This window comes from Huijunlia imazamoxiresistens (assembly GCF_037132455.1).
GTDB lineage: Bacteria > Bacteroidota > Bacteroidia > Chitinophagales > Chitinophagaceae > Flavisolibacter > Flavisolibacter imazamoxiresistens.
Window position 1 is genome coordinate 186073 of record NZ_JBBBEI010000010.1, and the last position, 18210, is coordinate 204282.

Below are 18210 nucleotides of genomic sequence, written 5' to 3' on the forward strand. Positions count from 1 at the left end.
TTAGGTTTCATAGACAAAATATCTTGATGCGGCCGGTTATCGCAGGTCCACGACTTCCACGCCGGGGTATTTCTTTTTGTCGAACACAAATTCGGATTCCGTGATTGCAGCATTGGGCTTCATGGCACTGATGCTGTAGCTGTAGCGGTTGCCCGATTTTTCAAGGAATTTGGCGCTGCTGAGGGTGCCGGCGGCTTTATCCACATATACGTACACCTTGTGGAAAGGACGGGATTTGTCGGTGGGGGTCATTTCGATTTCCTGAACCGTTTTTCCGGATACTTTCTTCTCTCCGTTCAGCTTGTATAAAAAGTCTTTATCGTAAAAGTTGGTAAACAATTTCTGCGGGGTCATGGCATTGCCGGAAGCGTCCACACCGTTTACGGTAACTTCATTGGCACTTTTGTCGTAGCTCCAGGAGGTTCTTCCGTCAGAATAGATCTCCATACCGCCCATGGTCACATGATACTTATTGCCGCGCATGCTTACCGTACCTTTCTTGGTGGCCAGCACCTTGCCCTGGGCATTCTCGATCTGGTAGGTAAACGAAGCCTGGGGCGATTTGAAGGAGCGGAACTTGGCGCTGACACCGTCTAATATTTTTTTTGCATCCGGGTCAGATTTGGTTTGTGCATTTGCCATCAGACCGAAGCAAACAACCGCAAAGAGAGCATAAATTTTTTTCATTTGTATTCTGACTTTTGATAAAGAATCGGCGCAAAGATAGTCTGGCCGTACGTATGAAAGGGCAAGGAATATACCGTATTCCCGCCTAAAGGGCTTTCTTAACAGTAAGTTTGGGAAAAGAAGCAGCGGCCTTAACGTTGGTTAACATTGAGGGGGAATTGGGGGTATTGGTTCATTGGGAATTAGTTAATTGGTTAATTGGGAATTAGGAAGGAAGAGTCTGTTTATTGAAGTAGAAAGTAGTAAACAGCCCTGCCTAATCCCCACTTAACCAATTAACCAATTAACCAATACCCAATTACTTTTTATTCTGCCCCCACATATCGATAATTTCCATCAGCTCGCTTTCGGTTTTGATGAGCACTTCGCGGGCTTTGCTGCCCAGGTTGGGACCGACCACGCCGGCGGATTCCAGCTGGTCCATCAGGCGCCCGGCCCGGTTGTAGCCGAGCTTCATGCGACGCTGGATGAGCGAAGTGGAACCGACCTGGTTCTGCACGATCAGCAGGGCGGCCTCATCAAAGAGCGGGTCGCGGTCGCCGGAGTCAAAATCCTTATTCTCCATCTCCTTCTCGTCCACGTACTCGGGCAGCATAAAGGCCTGGGGATAGCCGCGCTGGTCGCCGATATACTCGACCACGCTTTCCACCTCGGGGGTATCCACGAAGGCGCACTGCAGGCGCACGATCTCGCCGTTGAAGGAGATCAGCATGTCCCCTTTACCGATCAGCTGCTCGGCGCCGCCGGCATCCAGGATGGTGCGCGAGTCGATCTTGGACGACACCTTGAAGGCGATACGGGCCGGGAAGTTGGCCTTGATGGTACCGGTGATGATATTTACCGACGGGCGTTGGGTGGCAATGATCAGGTGAATGCCCACCGCACGGGCCAGCTGGGCCAGGCGGGCGATCGGCATTTCCACTTCCTTGCCGGCCGTCATGATCAGGTCGGCAAACTCGTCCACCACCAGCACGATAAAGGGCAGGTACTGGTGGCCCTTCTGCGGGTTGAGGCGGCGCTTGGTGAATTTTTCATTGTACTCCTTGATGTTGCGCACGCCGGCTTCCTTCAGCAGGTCGTAGCGGTTGTCCATCTCGATACAAAGAGAATTCAGCGTATTGACCACCTTTTTGGTATCGGTAATGATGGCCTCGTCCTCGCCGGGGAGCTTGGCCAGGAAGTGGTTCTCGATCAGGCGATACAGGCTCAGTTCCACCTTCTTGGGGTCGATCAGCACCAGCTTCAGCTGCGAGGGGTGCTTTTTATAAAGCAGCGACACCAGGATGGCGTTGAGGCCTACGGATTTACCCTGGCCGGTAGCACCCGCCATCAGCAGGTGGGGCATGGACGCCAGGTCCACGATAAAGTTCTCGTTATCGATCTTCTTGCCCACGGCGATCGGCAGGCTGTAGGAGTTGTACTGGAACTTGTCCGACGCCAGCAGGGTTTTCATGCTCACCACCGTTTTTTTGACGTTGGGCACTTCGATACCGATGGTGCCTTTGCCCGGGATGGGGGCGATGATGCGGATGCCCAGGGCGGCGAGGCTCAGGGCGATATCATCTTCGAGGTTTTTAATGCGGGAGATCCGCACGCCGGCGGCCGGCACGATCTCGTAGAGCGTAACGGTGGGCCCCACGGTAGCGAAGATCTTCTGGATGGCGATGTCGTAGTTCTTCAGCGTATTGATGATCTGGTTCTTGTTGGCTTCCAGCTCGGCGGGGTCCTGCACGATCTTTTCGCTGCCGTGCGTTTCCAGCAGGTCCATACCCGGGTATTTATAGTCGCGCAGGTCCAGGGTGGGCTCGTAGGGCGGCAGGTCGGCATAGCCTTTCCCGCTTTCCTCTCCTTCCTCGGCCGGCGGCTCGGGAGCCGTTTTTATTTCCAGCTTCATGCTGCTGACAGGCACTTCCCGCTGCTCGGGGCGCGGCGGTTCCGGGGCCGGCTCTGGCTCCGGCTGGGGCGTGGGTGGCCGTAGCGGCTCCGGCGGGCGCACGGGCTCGGGCTGGCGAGGCCGCAGTGTGGGAATTTCGTCTTCCTCATCGGCATCGAACGGAAACTCCACTACGGAGGACAGCTCGTTGCGGTGCAGGATCTCGTCGGCTATTTCTTTTTCGATGATGGGCTCGTTCAGGGGCAGCTCGTCTTCGGGTTCGTCCTCCTCGAAAGGCCCGGGCGGCGGAACCGTGGGCGGGGGCTGCTGCAGGCGGGGCTCCGGCCGGTGCTGCGTCTCTTCGCGCTGCACGATCTCGAACACGATCTTGTCTTCTTCCTCCGGCAGGTTCAGCACCATAGGCACGTCATTCTTCAGGGCATTCGGCGTTTCGTTCTTCAGCCCGTTCGGCGCCTCGGTTTTCAGCACATTGGTCTTCTGGGGCACGATCGCTTTCACCACGTTTTTCTCGGCGTTTGCCTTCCGTGCCAGGATGCTGTTGACCTCTTCCACGGCCGGCTGGGTCAGGACTTCCTGCTCACTTTCCTCCTCGCCTTCGGCCTCCTGCGGCTTGCGCTCGGGCAGGCTGAAGGCGGGGTTGAACTGCCAGATGATGTAGCTGAACACCAGCACCAGCAGCAGGGCCGCCGTACCGATGGAGCCCAGGAAGTTCACCAGCCAGGTATTGACCATCGCCCCTACCCTGCCGCCGAAGGGAAAGGCGGAAGAAGGGAACAGGAAGGCAAAGGAAACCGATACCAGCAGCAGCCCCAGTGTCACGTAGCGCAGGTTTTTCCAAACCGAAAATACCTTGCGGTTGAACAGCAGGTTGATGCCGGAAACAAAGAAGAAGGAGCAGAACATCAGCGAGGCAATACCAAAGCCCCGGTACATAAAAAAGTGGGATACGTAGGCGCCCAGGCGGCCCAGGAGGTTGGAGGCCTTGGTGTCGTTTTCCATCAGGTAGGAGCTGTCGTTGTTCAGCACCTTGTCCTGGTCTTCCTTCCAGGTAAAAAAGTAGGAGACAAAAGCAATGAACAGGAAGATGCAGATCAGCAGGCAGATAGTGCCGGTGATCTTCAGGGTGCGTTCGTCCCGGGCCAGCTGTTTCCAGTTCAGTTTCACTTCCCGGTCTTTCTTGAGTTGTTTTTCACGATCGGGCTCGCGACCGGGCTTAGGAACGCTTTTTTCCTTCTTCTCGTCTTTCTTTTCCACCTTTTCCTCGGCCTTGGGAGGCACGACCTTTCGGAGCTTGTTAGCCATAAAAACAAAGATAGGAAGTGCGGCCATGATTGTCATCGACAATCCGTCAGGCGGGAAGCCATTAAGTCGGAACGAAGTAGAAAACAGGCAATAGACAAGGGGCCATAAGCAAAAATCCTGGTTGCCTATTGCCCATTGCTTATTGCCTGTTACTTATTGCTTTGCTTTGATCAACGCAACCAGCAGCAGCAGCCAGCCGACGATGAACAGGAGTCCGCCCAGCGGGGTGGTGAGGAAGAACGCCTTGGGCAGCACTTTTTCGGAAGCCTTGGCCGCCGCAATTATATAAATGGAGCCGGAAAATAGGATGATGCCCAGTAAAAAGAAGATGCCGGAATACTGCAGCTGGCCCGCGGGAACCAGGCGGTCGGCCAGCAGGCCCAGGATCAGCAGGGCAAAAGCATGGTACATCTGGTACTGAACGCCGGTCTGGTAGGAAGCTACGGTTTCGGCGGGAACGAGTTTGCGAAGGCCGTGCGCCCCGAAGGCGCCCAGCACCACGCCGAGACCGGCCAGGATGGTGCCGGTAATTAAAAAGGTCTTTGACACGGAATGAGTTTAAGCATGAAAGATTTTATCGATAATTTTTTCCAGCGTGGCTTCCTCTTCGCTGATGATCACGGAAGCCTGCTGGTAGAAGATCTTGCGGTCGGCGAATTTTTTGATGATGTAGCCCCGCAGCTGGTCGTCGGACAGATCGCGCAGCAGCGGCCGGTGTTCCCGTTCCTTCGCCAGCCGGTTGAACAGGCTGTCGATGGAGGAGTTGATCCAGACCGGTATGCCGGACTTTTTCATGTAGTCGATGTTGTTGTAATAACAGGGCGTGCCGCCGCCGGTAGCCATGATAAAGGAGTCGTGGCTTTCGGTGAGGATGTAGAGGATCTCCTTTTCCCGCAGGCGGAAATACTCCTCGCCCTCATCGGCAAAGATGTCGTTGATGCTTTTGCCTTCGCTGGCCACGATCTGCTCGTCCAGGTCGAACAAGGGAAGTTTGAGCTTCTGGCTCAACAGCTTTGCCCAGTGCGTTTTGCCGCACCCCATAAAACCGATAAGATAGATACGCATAATTAAAGTAGTCGTGCCCGGCCGTTCCGCCGGGCGGAAGGCGTCGGGTACAGGCTGCAAGTTATGCGGGCCGCGCATAAAACGACCAGGAAACCCCAAAAAAGGAGTTATTTTTCGCTGCGTGCGCTATTTAAAGGCATTGAATCCCGTGATGTCCATGCCGGTGATCAGCAGGTGGATGTCGTGGGTGCCTTCGTAGGTGATGACACTTTCGAGGTTCATCATGTGGCGCATGATGCTGTATTCGCCGGTGATGCCCATGCCGCCCAGCACTTGGCGGGCGTCGCGGGCGATGGCGGTGGCGATCTCGCAGCCGTTGCGTTTGGCCATGCTCACCTGCTGGGCGGAGGCCCGTCCTTCGTTCATCAGCGTGCCCAGGCGCCAGTTGAGCAGTTGCGCCTTGGTGATCTCGGTGACCATCTCCGCCAGCTTTTTCTGCTGCAGCTGGAAGGCGCCGATCGGCTTGTCGAACTGGATGCGCTCGCGGCTGTAGCGAAGGGCGGTATCGTAGCAGTCCATGGCCGCGCCCACGCTGCCCCAGGCAATGCCGTAGCGGGCCTTGGTCAGGCAGCTCAGGGGACCGCGCATACCTTTGACGCCCGGTAAAATATTTTCTTTCGGCACTTTTACGTTATCGAATACCAACTCGCCCGTGGCGGAGGCCCGCAGGCTCCACTTGCCGTGGGTGGTGGGGGTGGAAAAGCCTTCCATGCCCCGTTCCAGGATCAGCCCGTGCACCTCGCCGCTTTCGTCCTTGGCCCAGACCACGGCTACCTGGGAAAAGGGGGCGTTGCTGATCCACATCTTGCTGCCGTTCAGCAGTACGTGGTCGCCCTGGTCGCGGAAGTTGGTGTGCATGCCGGCGGGGTTGCTGCCGTGGTCGGGTTCGGTCAGGCCGAAGCAGCCCAGCCACTCGCCCGAGGCCAGCTTCGGCAAAAACTTTCGTTTCTGCTCCTCGCTGCCGTAGGCATGGATGGGGAACATCACCAGCGAGCCCTGGACCGAAGCCGTGGAGCGGACGCCGCTGTCGCCGCGTTCGAGTTCCTGCATCATCAGGCCGTAGCTGATGTAGTCGAGGCCGCCGCCGCCGTATTCGGCGGGGATGGTAGGGCCGAAGCAGCCCAGGTCGCCCAGCTGTTTTACGATCTGCTGCGGGAACTCAGCCCGTTGCGCATAGTCTTCGATGATAGGCGAGATCTCCTTTTTGACGTAGTTGCGCACCGTTTCCCGGATGAGCTTTTGTTCCTCGGTCAGCAGGTCATCCACCCCAAAATAATCCGGCGACTGGAAGTTATCGGTAGCCATAAAGAGTAGCGATTTAGGTAGTACAATATACGTCAGGAACAAACTTTTGGAAGGAGGAAAATGAAACCATTACTTGACCATTTACATTTCTTACGCCGGCTGCAAATTAAGGGCGCCGTTCATTCTCGCGGAAGGTTGTCCGGATTACGTCCAGGGCAGTAGCATCCAGGGGAGAAGTACGTTTCAGCACGTTGAGGAAATGCGCCACTTCCTCTTCCGTGGCGGGACAACCGGTATTTTTTCCCGGCTGGCTACCGATGCGGCCATCGGCCAGTAATTTGCCTTTGGCGTCCAGCACTACCCAGTAGGGTATGCCGTCGTCCTCCGTGCCGCCCAGCCTTTTCCGAGTGTCGGCGGCACCGGGATTTTCCAGTTGCTTTTTATCTCCGTGCTCGTCCACCGACAGGTGCCGGATCACGTAATGATCGATGAAGAACTGTCGAACCCGGGGATCGTTCATGGCCGTATCCATTTTATGGCACCAGCCGCACCAGGAGGCATGGAAGATGAGAAAAACCTTTTTGTTTTCTTTGGCCGCCTGCCGGTACGCCTCCTTCAGCACCACAGCCGCCGGGGCTGGCGCCTCCTGGGCCACCGCAGGGCTATCCAGGAACACACCGATTAAGAATATCAGGAAAAACCGAACAGAAAGGAATCGTTTCATACCGAAATTTTTGGGTGACGCCTGTAGGAAAGACGATCCGCCCGCCCAAATATTGCCGTATCCGCAAACAAAAAAAGATGGATTGCCCGAAGCGATCTCCATCCTTTCACCAATTGATAAAAATTTGTCCGGTCACTGCCTACTTCGAGGCAAACATCTGGGTCCAGTAATCACCGGTTCGGGCCACGCCCATTTCCTTGTAGGTGCGGCTCAGAATGTTCTTGCAATGGCCGGGACTTTTCAGCCAGCCTTCCAGCACCTCGCTCTCGGAGGTGTATCCTTCGGCTATGTTCTCCCCAAAGGACTTCCAGTGGTAGCCGGTCCGCTCGATGCGTTCCCCGCCATTGGAGCCGTCGGGGGCCGTATGGGCCAGGTAACTTTTTTTGTACATATCCTTGCTGTGGAGGGTGGCGGCTTCCTCGAGCTGGTCGCTCCACAGCAGCGCCGGGGCCGGCGGATACCAGGTAGGACCGCACTGGCAGCCCTTGCTGCGCACCTGGTTCACCAGTTTCAGCATTAATGTTTTATTGAGGGAGTTGGGTGCCGCCACGGCAGCGGGTTTGCCGGGATCGGCCGGAACGGTAACATTCCCGGCATAAACAGAAAGAATACCTGCAAGTACAAAGGAAAACATGGGAATCATTTTCGGATAGGGATCAGACGCTGCAAATTGGCGAAAATTATATGGTTGTCCGTTAAATAAAAGCTAAGAGCGAAAGGGGGAATGGGGAATTAGGATTTGGTTATCAGGATTATCCCCTACCGGCAGGCAACTACCGGTAAAAAGGTTTCCGGGACTGGATGACTAACCAGGAAACCCTACCCGGAAACCGGCTATTCATTACTGCCTGTTGGCTACAGGTAAAAGCTCATTTCTTCTGCGTAACGTTCGGCGATCTCGCCGGCCCTTTCGGCAAAGTCCTCGCCGTTGGAAGCGTAGATCACGGCACGGCTCACATTCACCAGGAGGCCGCAGTCGCTGATCATGGCTTTTTCAGAAATATCTTTCAGGCTGCCCCCCTGCGCTCCCACACCCGGCACCAGGTAAAAATGTTGCGGCGTGATCTTCCGGATGTTGGTAAACTCATCAGCCTGCGTGGCACCGATAACGTACATCAGGTTGTCGGGCGTTCCCCACTGTGCCGCCGTCCGCAACACTTTCTCGTATAAAAATTCTTCGCCCGTCTTCTGCAATTCAAAATCCTTCGACCCGGGATTGGAGGTCAGTCCGAGCAGGATGGTCCATTTATCGGTGTATTCCAGAAACGGCTTCACGCTGTCGGCGCCCATGTAAGGAGCCACGGTGATGGCATCAAAGTTCAGCGTTTCGAAAAAGGCCTTGGCATACTGGGTGGAGGTGTTGCCGATATCGCCCCGCTTGGCATCGGCGATCTTGAAGTGGGTGGAGGGAATATAATTCACGGTCTTCTCCATAGCCTCCCACCCTTTCAGTCCCAGGGCCTCGTAAAAGGCGGTGTTGATCTTGTAGCTCACGCAGGAATCCAGGGTGGCATCTATGATCTGTCGGTTGAACTCAAAAATGGCATCGGGATGCTCCTGCAGGTGCTTCGGGATCTTGGTCAGATCGGTATCCAGTCCCACACACAGGTAATTCTTTTTCTGATAAATCTGCTCGGTTAATTGCTGACGGGTCATTCTTCTTTGAGTTTACGAGTTTACGAGTTTGCAAGATTACGAGTTAGTTCCTGAGTTCCAAAGTTCCTGAGTTCCTGAGTTATCGTTGACGAGTTCTCGAGTCCAGAAGTTGTTAAGGAGAACTTTGTTTTTATCCATCCAATGAACTCAGGAACTCAGGAACTAAACCTTGCGAACGCCTTCCTCCAGAATACGCCCTAACTCCTCTACTTCATAAAATGTATTGTACAGCGGGACGGGGGCGACACGGATGACGCCGGGTTCGCGCCAGTCGGAAAAAACGCCGGAGGCACCCAGGTGCTCGAAAACGGACCGGGCGCCCTTTTCGATCAGCAGCGACACCTGGCAGCCTTTGGCATCGGCGGGGGTGAGCACCCGGATAGCGGGGGCGCCCAGGCGCCTATTAACCCCCGCAATCACCGACAGCAGGTGGTCGCTGAGCTGCTGCCCCTGTTGGAACAGCGCTTCGGGGCCCGCCTCCATAAAGAGCTCCAGGGAAGCCCGAAGCGGGGCGCACAACAGCGGCGAGGGGGCGCTCAGGTGCCAGCCCTCGGCTCCCGGCTGCGGCCGGAAACCTTTCTGCATCCGGAAGCGCTCATCCCGGCGGTAGCCCCACCAGCCGGCAAACCGGTTCAATTCCTTATCCGAATGGTGGCGCTCGTGGATAAAGGCGCCGGCGATGGCGCCGGGACCGGCATTGAGGTACTTGTAGTGGCACCAGCAGGCAAAGTCCACTCCCCAGTGATGCAGCGCCAAAGGGATGTTGCCGGCGGCATGGGCCAGGTCGAAGCCCACGGGGATGCCCGCTTCGTGCGCCGCCCGGGTAATGCCTTCCAGATCGAATACCTGCCCGGTATAATAACTGACGCCGCCCCAGAACACGAGGGCCAGCTCGTGCCGGTGGCGATGAAGGGCGTCGAGGATATCCTCCTGGCGGATCCACGTTTCCCCTTCCCGGGGCCCGACCTCGATGATCACGTCGGCCGGATCCAGTCCCCGTTGCCGGGTGTGGGTTTCCAGCACATACTGGTCGCTGGGAAAGGCTTTGGCTTCACAGAGTATTTTATTGCGTCTGCCCCGGGGCCGGTAAAAGGAAACCAGCATCAGGTGCAGGTTCACCGACAGGCTATTCATCACCACCACTTCCTGGGGCAGGGCGCCCACGATGCGGGCCAGCGGCGGGGCGAGCAAATCGTGGTATTCCAGCCAGGGCTCCCCGCCCTCGAAATAGGCTTCCACGCCCAAATGGCCCCAGCCCTCCAGCACCTGCTGCAGGCGGGCGGCCGCCCGTTTGGGCTGCAGGCCGAGGGAGTTGCCCAGGAAATAAACCTGCTCCCGCCCGTTTTCGGAAGGAAGGATGAATTCGCTGCGAAAAGAAGCCACACTGCCTCCCGGTATAGGTTGCATGCTGTTACTGTTTTAGGCTTACAGAAAACTGATTGGATTAAATGCTGCCTGTCCTTCCGCCATCTACCCGGATGCTGGTACCGTTGACATAAGCGGCCGCCGGGGAGGCCAGGAAGGCCACCACGGCCGCCACCTCGGTGGCGGTACCAAACCGCCGGGCCGGGATACCGGCCACCATATCGGCGGCGGTCTTTTCTTCGGCCTCGCCCTTTTTGCGGGCCGTCTGCGACAGCAGGCTGGTCAGCCTTTGGGTTTCGGTATAACCCGGGAGCACATTATTTACGGTAATCTGGTACTGCCCCAGCTCGTTGGCCATGGTCTTGGCCCACGAAGCCACCGCCGCCCGGATGGTATTGGACACGCCCAGGTTGGGCAGCGGCACCTTTACCGAAGTGGAAATGATGTTGATGATCCGCCCGAAGCCGGCGGCTTTCATGCCCGGCACCACGGCCTGCACCAGGTGGTGGTTGTTGACCAGGTGCTGCTGGAACGCCTGCAAAAAATCTTCTTCCCGGGCATCGGTGATGGGACCGGACGGCGGACCGCCGGTATTGTTGATCAGGATATGCACGGGCCCCTCCGCCACCAGGGCGGTTATGGCAGCCGAAACCTCGGCGGGCTTGCTGAAATCGGCCACGGCAAAAGCATGTTGTTGTCCAAAGTCCGTGGGCAGGCCGGCCACCGCTTCTTCCAGCGAGGCGGCATTGCGGGCCAGCAATACGCAGGTAGCTCCCAGCAGCGCCAGCTCGTGGGCCACTGCCCGGCCGATGCCCTGGCTGCTCCCGCAGATGACGGCGCGTTTTCCTTTTAGTGAAAGTTCCATTTGAAAAGTTTACGAGTTTACAAGTTTACGAGTTTACGAGTTGCTGGCGCCCGTAAGGAACTCGTAAACTTGTAAACTCGTAAACTACTTATTCAAGCACTTCTTCAATTTCTTCGCTCCGCATATGCGCATTCCGCATGGAGGCGCTGCGGGCAACGAGGCCGGCGAAGTCTTCGAAGGCTTTTTTGGTGATGGCGTCGTCGCTCATCATAATGGGCACGCCGATGTCGCCGCCCTCACGGATGCTCTGTACCAGCGGGATCTGGCCCAGGAAGGGCAGGTCGTATTCTTCGGCCAGGCGCTTGCCGCCCTCTTTACCAAAAATGTAGTATTTGTTTTCGGGCAGTTCGGCGGGGGTGAAGTAGGCCATGTTTTCCACCAGCCCGATGATGGGCACGTTCAGCTGGGCCTGTCCGAACATGGCGATGCCTTTTTTGGCGTCGGCCAGGGCCACGTCCTGCGGGGTGGAGACGACGACTACGCCGGTTACCGGCACGGTCTGCATCAGCGTCAGGTGGATGTCGCCGGTGCCGGGGGGCATGTCGATCACCAGGTAATCCAGCTCGTCCCAGTACACGTCGGTTACGAACTGGCGGATGGCGCTGCTGGCCATGGGGCCGCGCCAAACCACGGCGTTCTTCTCATCCACGAGCAGGCCGATGCTCATTAATTTCAAGCCGTAGCGTTCCAGCGGCACGATCATGCCTTTGCCGTTCACTTCCACCATCATGGGCCGCTCGCCGCGGACGCCGAACATGATGGGAACGCTGGGGCCGTAGATGTCGGCATCCATCAGGCCCACGCGGGCGCCGCCCTGCGACAGGGCCAGGGCCAGGTTGGCGGCCACGGTGCTTTTACCCACGCCGCCCTTGCCGCTGACAACGGCGATGATATTCTTCACCCGCGGCAGCACGGCGCCCTGGTCGTTGCGCAGGGTGGTGGTACTGGAGGTAAAGTTGACGGTAACGTTCGCTTCTTTGTTGATGGTGAGTTTGATGGCGTTGATGCAGGCGTGCTTGATCATATCCTTCATGGGGCAGGCCGGGGTGGTCAGCACCACGGTAAAGGATACATTGTTTCCATTTATGGCTATGTCCCGCACCATGTTCAAGGTAACGATATCCTTTCCTAGGTCGGGCTCCTGTACATTGCTAAGTGCTTTCAGCACATCATCCTGGGTCATGCTTTTCTGTTTGTTAATGAACTGGCAAAGTTAACTGAAACAATTATGCAGCATTCCGGTATTCGGGCGAGTAGCCTATTTTCGTAAAACTGATAAACTTCTAAAGCGAGGATGAGCCGGAGGCAAAGGGAAGAAGGAGACCGGGACTTGCAGGCAAAAAGGCTGCATAAAAAACCAGACTACCGGGCTTATCAGCAAAATGGATTGCTCATGAAAAAAATCTTTATCCTTTTTCTTTTACTGGGAACCCTGATGGCACACAAGGCGCAGGCGCAGTTCGAGGCGGCCCGCGACTCGGTGGTGCAGCTGTACGGGGTGGTGATGACGGCCGACAGCCTGGTGGGCATCCCGGCGGTAAGCGTGACGGTGCGGGGTCAAAACCGCGGTACCCTCACCAACAGCCAGGGGGTGTTTTCCATTGTAGTGCTGAAGGGCGACGTGGTGGAATTCACCCACGTCAGCTACAAGCCCAAGCTGGTGACCATCCCGCGCAGCCTGGAAGGCAACCAGCACAGCGTGGTGCAGCTGATGGTGCAGGACACGGTCTACCTGCCGGCGACCATTATCAAGCCGCGGCCCACGCCGGAACAATTTGCCCGCGACTTCGTAAATGCCAAGGTGAACGACGACGAGATCGAGATCGCCCGCCAGAACAACAGTGAAGCCAAGCGGCGGACGCTGATGGCCTCCCTGCCGGGCGACGGCGGCGAAGCCACCAACCTGCAGTTCCGCAATGCCGCCTCCCGCGCCTCCTACAGCGGCCAGCGCCCCCCGCAGAACATTTTCAACCCTGCCGCCTGGGCCGAGTTTATCGAAGCCTGGAAACGGGGCGATTTTAAGCGAAAGTAGGGCCCCGGGCCCGGTGGCTGAATATATTGAAGCACTCCCTCATTCACTTGAAGGGGTGCTTTTTTATTTTAAAGAGCCAAGGCTGCTGACCAACGAAAAATCGGCAATGATCGCTCTGATCTTATTCACATCCTCCGCAAATACCCGGTCCTCTTCGGCGAAGGACACGTACTGGCGCACATAGTCATGGGCCTGCTCCAGCAGGGCGCTGCTTTTCAAGGGACGGCGGAACTCGATGGCCTGGCAGGCGCAGAGCAGCTCGATGGCCAGGATATACTCGAGGTTGTCGAGCACCTTGCCGAGTTTGCGGCCGCTGATGCTGCCCATGCTCACATGATCCTCCTGGCCCAGGGAGGTGGGAATGCTATCGGCCCCGGCGGGAAAGCAGAGGGTTTTGTTCTCGGTGACCAGGGCGGCGGTGGTGTACTGGGGGATCATAAAGCCGCTGTTGAGCCCTACCTGCCGCATCAGCAGGGTGGGCAGGCCCCACTTCCCTTCCAGCAGCAGGTAGGTGCGGCGGTCGGAAATGTTGCCGATCTCGGCCGCGGCAAAGGTGGCGTAATCGAGCGGCAGGGCCAGCGGCTGGCCGTGGAAGTTGCCGCCGCTGATGGTATCCTGTTCATTAAAGACGATGGGATTATCGGTCACCGCGTTGGCCTCGATCTCGGTCAGCTCGTTCAGGTGCAGCCAGGCGTCGCGGGAGGCGCCGTGTACCTGCGGGATGCAGCGCAGGGAGTACGGGTCCTGTACCCGGCCGCAGTCCACATGGCTCTGCATGATCTGCGAGCCCTGGAGCAATTGCCGCATGCGCCCGGCCACCCACCGGGCGCCCTTGAAGGGACGGAGGCGGTGCAGCCGTTCGTCGAAGGGGGCGCGGGTGCCGGTCAGCGAATCGAGGGTCATGGCCCCAATGATGTCGGCGGCGTCGAGGCAGTTGGCAAACCGCCGCACGCCCTGCAGGGCATAGGCCAGGATGAACTGGGTGCCGTTTACCAGTCCCAGCCCTTCCTTCGGTCCCAGTTGGAGGGGCTCTTTTCCCAGGCGGCGAAGCACTTCCCGGGCGGGCCACCGTTTGCCCCCGTACCACACCTCTCCCAGCCCGATCAGCGGCAGGAACAGGTGGGCCAGCGGCGCCAGGTCGCCCGAAGCGCCGACCGATCCTTTTTCCGGCACCAGGGGGATGACGTCCTGCTCGAGGTGCCAGAGGATGCGTTCGAGGGTTTCCAGCCGCACCCCGGAAAAACCCTGGGCCAGGGCATGGACCTTGGTGACCAGCATCAGGCGGGCGATCTCGGCGGGCACGGGCTCCCCCACCCCTACGCTGTGGCTTTGCAGGATCTTGTGCTGCAGCAGGCGGGTATCTTCTTCGGCGATGCGGGTGTTGGCCAGGGCGCCGAAGCCGGTATTGATGCCATAAACGGTCTGGTCGCGGGCCACGATCCGCTCCACATGCTGCTGGCTGGCGGTGATCTTTTGCGCCGCTTCGGGCGTGATCACGGCCGGAAGCCTTCCCGAAGCTATAGCCAGGGCGCCGTCGACGGTCAGGTGGTCGATGCCGTAGGAAAAGGGTGTGTTCATAAACGTGTACACTGAAATTGAGATAAATGGATGCCATCTGCTGCTGTGTTGGGCACCGTAGGTGCCACCTGTTTATAGAAAAGCGACAAATAAGGAATGCCGCTCCGTAGGAGCGCCCTGTGAAGCAAGGAAATTTCAATACAAGTTTGAAAAATCCTCCCTGCACAGGGCGCTCCTACGGAGGGGACTTACGTGGTCAGAAACCTTCTATAAACAGGTGGCACCTACGGTGCCTGATTTCCTTTCTGGAAAATATTTTTCACTTCCCGTACAGCGTATGTACCCAAATTTAACTCTAAAAGGAAAATTATTTGTTTTTTGAAAGGTTTCCCTATATTTGCGGCCCCGTGATATTTCCGGCTCAGCCGGGAAGGTCATTGGTCCGGTAGCTCAGCTGGATAGAGCAACTGCCTTCTAAGCAGTAGGTCATTGGTTCGAATCCAATCCGGATCACCGAAAAAAAGTAAAACCCGCCTTAAGTTATTGACTTTGGGCGGGTTTTGTTTTTTTAATCTATCTCATTTCCTCTAAAACTGCTAAGTCCGTTAAGCAAAGGGCCCCCGAAGGAACGGTCCCGGTTTCGCCACTGCAGTTTCCAGGCCCAGGGTCAGCAGCCGTAAACACATTTTCATTTTATTAATATTTAAATAACAATAAGGTAAAATGGAAATTTCTTTTTTATCACCACCACTGCGTTTAATTTTTACAATTTTTAATACATAACTTTATAGAGTTACTCCTGCTCAACCCGTTCCCTTCCTTATTACTCATCTAAAACAGCAAACTATGCAAACCCTGCAAAGCAGCACCAACTTTATTATCGATGAGGAAACCATCCGCAAGATCGGCCTGAGGCTCACCGACAAAAAGATCAGCCCGCCCAGTAACCCCAACGCCCGCATTTTCGAATACCCCCACATGGAAAACGTATTCGTGATGGAAAGCGACCTCTACGGCAACAGCATGCCCCCGGACTTTTGCTTTATCGTCTTCTACGGCAAGCACGGGTTCATCGGCACCGAGGTGGACCTGGAAACGCTGAAGAACGCCAGCCCCGAGGATATCCGGCAACTGGTGCAGCGGAATGTGCACGGCTGACCGCCCGTTCAGGGGCCCTGCTCGTTTGCGGCCCCTTTTTTCTCGCTGGCCACCACCGCAGCCGCCACTAAACTCCACAACAGCATCTGGGCCGTCACCAGGCTCCACCCCCCTATTTTCCAGCACTGAACTCCAAAGAAGGTTCCCAGGGCACCACCCAGGAAGTAGGACGTGAGGTAAACCGTATTGATGCGGCTGAGCGAACGGTCGTCCAGCGTGTAGATGCGGGCGACATTGGTGACGTGGGTGGCCTGCACCCCCACATCCAGCAGCACCACCGCCAGCACAAAGGCGGCAAGGTTGGTGGGAAAGAATTTTAATACCAGCACCCCTGCCACCAGCAGGGCCACCGACAACAGCAGCGACCGCCGCGAATCGCCTTTATCCACTTTTTTTCCAAAGACCGGCGCCACCAGCGCCCCTGCAATCGCCACCAGCCCAAACAGCCCGATGATATCGGGACCGTAATGAAAGGGCGGGCCGCCCAGGTGAAAGGTCAGGGTAGTCCAGAACGAGCAAAACACCCCGAAGACCAGCCCGCCCAGCAGGGCCGAGCGCCGCAGCAGCGGGAAACGGCCCACCTGCTGCAGGGTGGAACGAAGCAGGTGACCATAGTGGCCGCCAAACTCGTGGCGTACTACGGGCAGGAACACCTGCAGCAGCGCCGCCAGTGCCGCCACCAGCACGGCCGACAGGCCAAACACGTACCGCCAGCCAATATATTCCGCTACCAGCCCGCTGAACACCCGGGCGCCCAGGATGCCCACCAGCAGGCCTGTATAGATGGTGCCGATGGTCTTGCCCCGGTTCTCCTTGTCCAGCGCCGCCGCCATGGGCAGCACCACCTGCGGGGAAACCGACAGGATGCCGATCAGCAGGCTGCACAACAGCATCGGCCCCAGCGTGGCTACAAAGCAGGTGGCCAGCAGGGCCACGGCCAGCAACAGCAATAACGATAGGATTAGCCGCTTTTTATCGAGTTTATCACCCAGGGGCACGATAAAGAACAGCCCCAGCCCGTAGCCCACCTGGGTGAGCAGCGGGATGTTGCCCACCGCCTCCTCCCCCACGCCCAGCGAAGCGGCCATATCCTTCAGGATGGGCTGGCAATAATAAATATTGGCCACCGCCAGGCCGGCCGTGACCGCCATCAGGGCCACCAGGCCCCGCGACAGCTTTTGTTTTCCGTTCACACTGTTTTCCATGAATGCATCCTGATTGAAGGACCGCAAAGGTAGCGGGACGGGCGCCGCCAGGAACAGGGGCACCCTGCTAAAACTCTTCTTTAAGCCGCGAAATCTGTACCTTGTATGCACCTCACCAAAACCCATTACCCATGCGCAAACTATTGACCCTGCTGGCAGCCACCCTGCTGCTGTTTTCCTGCAAAAAAGACAAGGAGGATGAGAAAGCACAGATCTTCCCCCTGAAAGAAGGAAATCAATGGACCTTCTCCGTTAAAGAGTACGACGAGGACGGCACGCTGACCGACACCTACAACCAGACCCGGGTGATCAAAGGCACCCAGAAAATCAACAACCAAACCTATTTCGTGGTGGTGGACGCCGAATACCCCGACGACCCGATCGGACTGTTCCGCTCCGACGACACCAAAATCTACAGCTACGACCAGGACCTGGAGCAGGAAGTAAATGTTTTCAAATGGCCGGCAACGGAAGGAGAAGTGCTGTTCTCCAAGGACCTGTCCATCATGAAGGCGGAAGTGGTGGCCTCTACGGGCTCCACCACCATCAATACCTACGACAGCCGCAAGGTCACGCTGAACCGGTATTTCATGGGCGAGAAAACCGAGTACATGGAACTGTTTGTCAAACCAACCGTAGGGCCTACCGGCGCCGCCTACTACGAACTGAACCCCTCGGGCAGCGGCTACTATAAAATGTCGGAAGAAATCCTGACCTCCTTTACCCTGAAATAAGGCAGGACGGCTTTTTCCGCAGAAACCGCGGGCGAAACGGCAGAGTTTACCGGGAAGGTGCTACCTTTCCTTCAGCAACCCTAAAAACCTGTAGCTAATGAGAAAAGTGCTTTCCCTTTGCCTGGCCGCCTGCGTGTTGTTTTCCTGTAAGAAAGAAGGCTCCGTAGAGCAGCCTTCCACCGCAAACGGCGGCGCGGTCTATCCCTTAAAAGTGGGCAACCAATGGACCTACACGGTTACGTATTATGATGAAGACGGCAAGGTCGACGCCACCGAAACGGAAACCCATGTGGTCACCGGCACCGAGAAAATCAATAACCAGACCTATTACGTGCTGGTGGATGCCCAGACCAAAGACACGCTCCAGGTCCTGCGCTCGGACGCCAACGGTGTGTATATGTACGATAAGGATTTTGGCCGGGAGTTCACCTTTTTCAAGTCGCCGGCCAAGGAAGGCGAAGTCATTGCCTCGGCAGAAGTAAGCCCCTTCCGGGTGGAATATGTTTCATCGGCCGGCACCACCTCCTACAGCGGTTATGAAAGCAGCAAGGTCACCATCACCACGTTCATGGGCGGCCTGGTGCCTTATTACGGCGAATTATTCATCAAGCCGGGCATCGGCGAAACCGGTGAACGCGCCTATACGCTGAAACTGGCCGGCAACGGGCACTACATGGATTACGACATGGTCCTGAGCTCCTACACCCTTAAATAAGCGGGCACGCCGCCCTTTTCACCCAATAAAACGCCGGGCTGCTGC

General features: G+C 57.0%; 17 protein-coding genes and 1 tRNA gene. 5 read left to right on the forward strand and 13 right to left on the reverse strand.

The annotated features are described in order from the left end of the window. Positions 1-36: 36 nt before the first annotated feature. From lolA1 to V9K67_RS14200, 11 genes are all read right to left on the reverse strand, one after another. A complete protein-coding gene (lolA1, locus tag V9K67_RS14150; protein ID WP_336723515.1) occupies positions 37-687 on the reverse strand; it encodes an outer membrane lipoprotein periplasmic chaperone LolA1 in 651 nt (216 codons plus the stop codon). A gap of 298 nt (positions 688-985) precedes the next feature. Next, positions 986-3883 carry a DNA translocase FtsK gene (locus V9K67_RS14155; protein ID WP_336723517.1) on the reverse strand — a complete coding sequence of 966 codons (2898 nt, stop codon included), beginning with the start codon at positions 3881-3883 and terminating at the stop codon, positions 986-988. A 153-nt stretch (positions 3884-4036) separates the two neighbouring features. Continuing rightward, positions 4037-4432: a DUF423 domain-containing protein gene (locus tag V9K67_RS14160; protein ID WP_336723519.1), complete on the reverse strand. Its 396-nt coding sequence runs from the start codon at positions 4430-4432 to the stop codon at positions 4037-4039. Between the two features lie 9 nt (positions 4433-4441). Next, entirely contained in the window at positions 4442-4948 is a 507-nt protein-coding gene (locus V9K67_RS14165; protein ID WP_336723520.1) for a shikimate kinase, read from the reverse strand. A 126-nt stretch (positions 4949-5074) separates the two neighbouring features. Beyond that, a complete protein-coding gene (locus tag V9K67_RS14170) occupies positions 5075-6253 on the reverse strand; it encodes an acyl-CoA dehydrogenase family protein (protein WP_336723521.1) in 1179 nt (392 codons plus the stop codon). A gap of 106 nt (positions 6254-6359) precedes the next feature. Next, positions 6360-6917: a thioredoxin family protein gene (locus V9K67_RS14175; RefSeq protein WP_336723523.1), complete on the reverse strand. Its 558-nt coding sequence runs from the start codon at positions 6915-6917 to the stop codon at positions 6360-6362. A 139-nt stretch (positions 6918-7056) separates the two neighbouring features. Beyond that, positions 7057-7551 carry a CAP domain-containing protein gene (locus V9K67_RS14180; RefSeq protein ID WP_336723524.1) on the reverse strand — a complete coding sequence of 165 codons (495 nt, stop codon included), beginning with the start codon at positions 7549-7551 and terminating at the stop codon, positions 7057-7059. 221 nt (positions 7552-7772) lie between these two features. Further along, entirely contained in the window at positions 7773-8573 is an 801-nt protein-coding gene (pyrF, locus tag V9K67_RS14185) for an orotidine-5'-phosphate decarboxylase (protein ID WP_336723525.1), read from the reverse strand. A 162-nt stretch (positions 8574-8735) separates the two neighbouring features. Continuing rightward, the gene (gene kynU, locus V9K67_RS14190; RefSeq protein ID WP_336723526.1) at positions 8736-9980 is read right to left on the reverse strand and encodes a kynureninase; all 1245 of its coding nucleotides are present in this window, start codon (positions 9978-9980) and stop codon (positions 8736-8738) included. Between the two features lie 37 nt (positions 9981-10017). Then, positions 10018-10803, reverse strand: coding sequence for an SDR family oxidoreductase (locus V9K67_RS14195; protein WP_336723527.1), 786 nt, complete (start codon positions 10801-10803; stop codon positions 10018-10020). Between the two features lie 88 nt (positions 10804-10891). Next, positions 10892-11986 carry an Mrp/NBP35 family ATP-binding protein gene (locus tag V9K67_RS14200; protein WP_336723529.1) on the reverse strand — a complete coding sequence of 365 codons (1095 nt, stop codon included), beginning with the start codon at positions 11984-11986 and terminating at the stop codon, positions 10892-10894. 210 nt (positions 11987-12196) lie between these two features. Between V9K67_RS14200 and V9K67_RS14205 the strand changes: the two genes are divergently transcribed. Beyond that, positions 12197-12835: a carboxypeptidase-like regulatory domain-containing protein gene (locus V9K67_RS14205; RefSeq protein ID WP_336723531.1), complete on the forward strand. Its 639-nt coding sequence runs from the start codon at positions 12197-12199 to the stop codon at positions 12833-12835. A gap of 63 nt (positions 12836-12898) precedes the next feature. Here V9K67_RS14205 and hutH read toward each other — a convergent pair whose 3' ends face one another. After that, positions 12899-14413 (reverse strand): histidine ammonia-lyase, encoded by a 1515-nt coding sequence (hutH, locus tag V9K67_RS14210; RefSeq protein WP_336723533.1) that lies wholly within the window; start codon positions 14411-14413, stop codon positions 12899-12901. A 379-nt stretch (positions 14414-14792) separates the two neighbouring features. Between hutH and V9K67_RS14215 the strand changes: the two genes are divergently transcribed. Together V9K67_RS14215 and V9K67_RS14220 are read left to right on the forward strand one after the other, a co-directional pair. Then, positions 14793-14866 (forward strand) — tRNA-Arg (locus tag V9K67_RS14215). Between the two features lie 333 nt (positions 14867-15199). After that, entirely contained in the window at positions 15200-15511 is a 312-nt protein-coding gene (locus V9K67_RS14220; RefSeq protein ID WP_336723535.1) for a hypothetical protein, read from the forward strand. Positions 15512-15519: 8 nt separating this feature from the next. Here V9K67_RS14220 and V9K67_RS14225 read toward each other — a convergent pair whose 3' ends face one another. Beyond that, positions 15520-16716, reverse strand: coding sequence for an MFS transporter (locus tag V9K67_RS14225; RefSeq protein ID WP_336723537.1), 1197 nt, complete (start codon positions 16714-16716; stop codon positions 15520-15522). A gap of 131 nt (positions 16717-16847) precedes the next feature. Here V9K67_RS14225 and V9K67_RS14230 point away from each other — a divergent pair, with 131 nt between their 5' ends. Both V9K67_RS14230 and V9K67_RS14235 read left to right on the forward strand, forming a co-directional pair. After that, complete coding sequence (locus tag V9K67_RS14230) at positions 16848-17450, forward strand: hypothetical protein (RefSeq protein WP_336723539.1); 603 nt, start codon at positions 16848-16850, stop codon at positions 17448-17450. A 97-nt stretch (positions 17451-17547) separates the two neighbouring features. After that, complete coding sequence (locus V9K67_RS14235) at positions 17548-18165, forward strand: hypothetical protein (RefSeq protein WP_336723541.1); 618 nt, start codon at positions 17548-17550, stop codon at positions 18163-18165. The last annotated feature ends 45 nt before the right edge of the window (positions 18166-18210 follow it).

What these genes read in the sequence shown, in the direction of transcription:
- lolA1 (WP_336723515.1), bottom strand. Translation starts at nt 687, where the DNA reads ATGAAAAAAATTTATGCTCTCTTTGCGGTTGTTTGCTTCGGTCTGATG.
- V9K67_RS14200 (WP_336723529.1), bottom strand. Translation starts at nt 11,986, where the DNA reads ATGACCCAGGATGATGTGCTGAAAGCACTTAGCAATGTACAGGAGCCC.
- pyrF (WP_336723525.1), bottom strand. Translation starts at nt 8,573, where the DNA reads ATGACCCGTCAGCAATTAACCGAGCAGATTTATCAGAAAAAGAATTAC.
- V9K67_RS14170 (WP_336723521.1), bottom strand. Translation starts at nt 6,253, where the DNA reads ATGGCTACCGATAACTTCCAGTCGCCGGATTATTTTGGGGTGGATGAC.
- V9K67_RS14205 (WP_336723531.1), top strand. Translation starts at nt 12,197, where the DNA reads ATGAAAAAAATCTTTATCCTTTTTCTTTTACTGGGAACCCTGATGGCA.
- V9K67_RS14235 (WP_336723541.1), top strand. Translation starts at nt 17,548, where the DNA reads ATGAGAAAAGTGCTTTCCCTTTGCCTGGCCGCCTGCGTGTTGTTTTCC.
- V9K67_RS14195 (WP_336723527.1), bottom strand. Translation starts at nt 10,803, where the DNA reads ATGGAACTTTCACTAAAAGGAAAACGCGCCGTCATCTGCGGGAGCAGC.
- kynU (WP_336723526.1), bottom strand. Translation starts at nt 9,980, where the DNA reads ATGCAACCTATACCGGGAGGCAGTGTGGCTTCTTTTCGCAGCGAATTC.
- V9K67_RS14220 (WP_336723535.1), top strand. Translation starts at nt 15,200, where the DNA reads ATGCAAACCCTGCAAAGCAGCACCAACTTTATTATCGATGAGGAAACC.
- hutH (WP_336723533.1), bottom strand. Translation starts at nt 14,413, where the DNA reads ATGAACACACCCTTTTCCTACGGCATCGACCACCTGACCGTCGACGGC.
- V9K67_RS14180 (WP_336723524.1), bottom strand. Translation starts at nt 7,551, where the DNA reads ATGTTTTCCTTTGTACTTGCAGGTATTCTTTCTGTTTATGCCGGGAAT.
- V9K67_RS14175 (WP_336723523.1), bottom strand. Translation starts at nt 6,917, where the DNA reads ATGAAACGATTCCTTTCTGTTCGGTTTTTCCTGATATTCTTAATCGGT.
- V9K67_RS14155 (WP_336723517.1), bottom strand. Translation starts at nt 3,883, where the DNA reads ATGGCTAACAAGCTCCGAAAGGTCGTGCCTCCCAAGGCCGAGGAAAAG.
- V9K67_RS14230 (WP_336723539.1), top strand. Translation starts at nt 16,848, where the DNA reads ATGCGCAAACTATTGACCCTGCTGGCAGCCACCCTGCTGCTGTTTTCC.
- V9K67_RS14225 (WP_336723537.1), bottom strand. Translation starts at nt 16,716, where the DNA reads ATGGAAAACAGTGTGAACGGAAAACAAAAGCTGTCGCGGGGCCTGGTG.
- V9K67_RS14165 (WP_336723520.1), bottom strand. Translation starts at nt 4,948, where the DNA reads ATGCGTATCTATCTTATCGGTTTTATGGGGTGCGGCAAAACGCACTGG.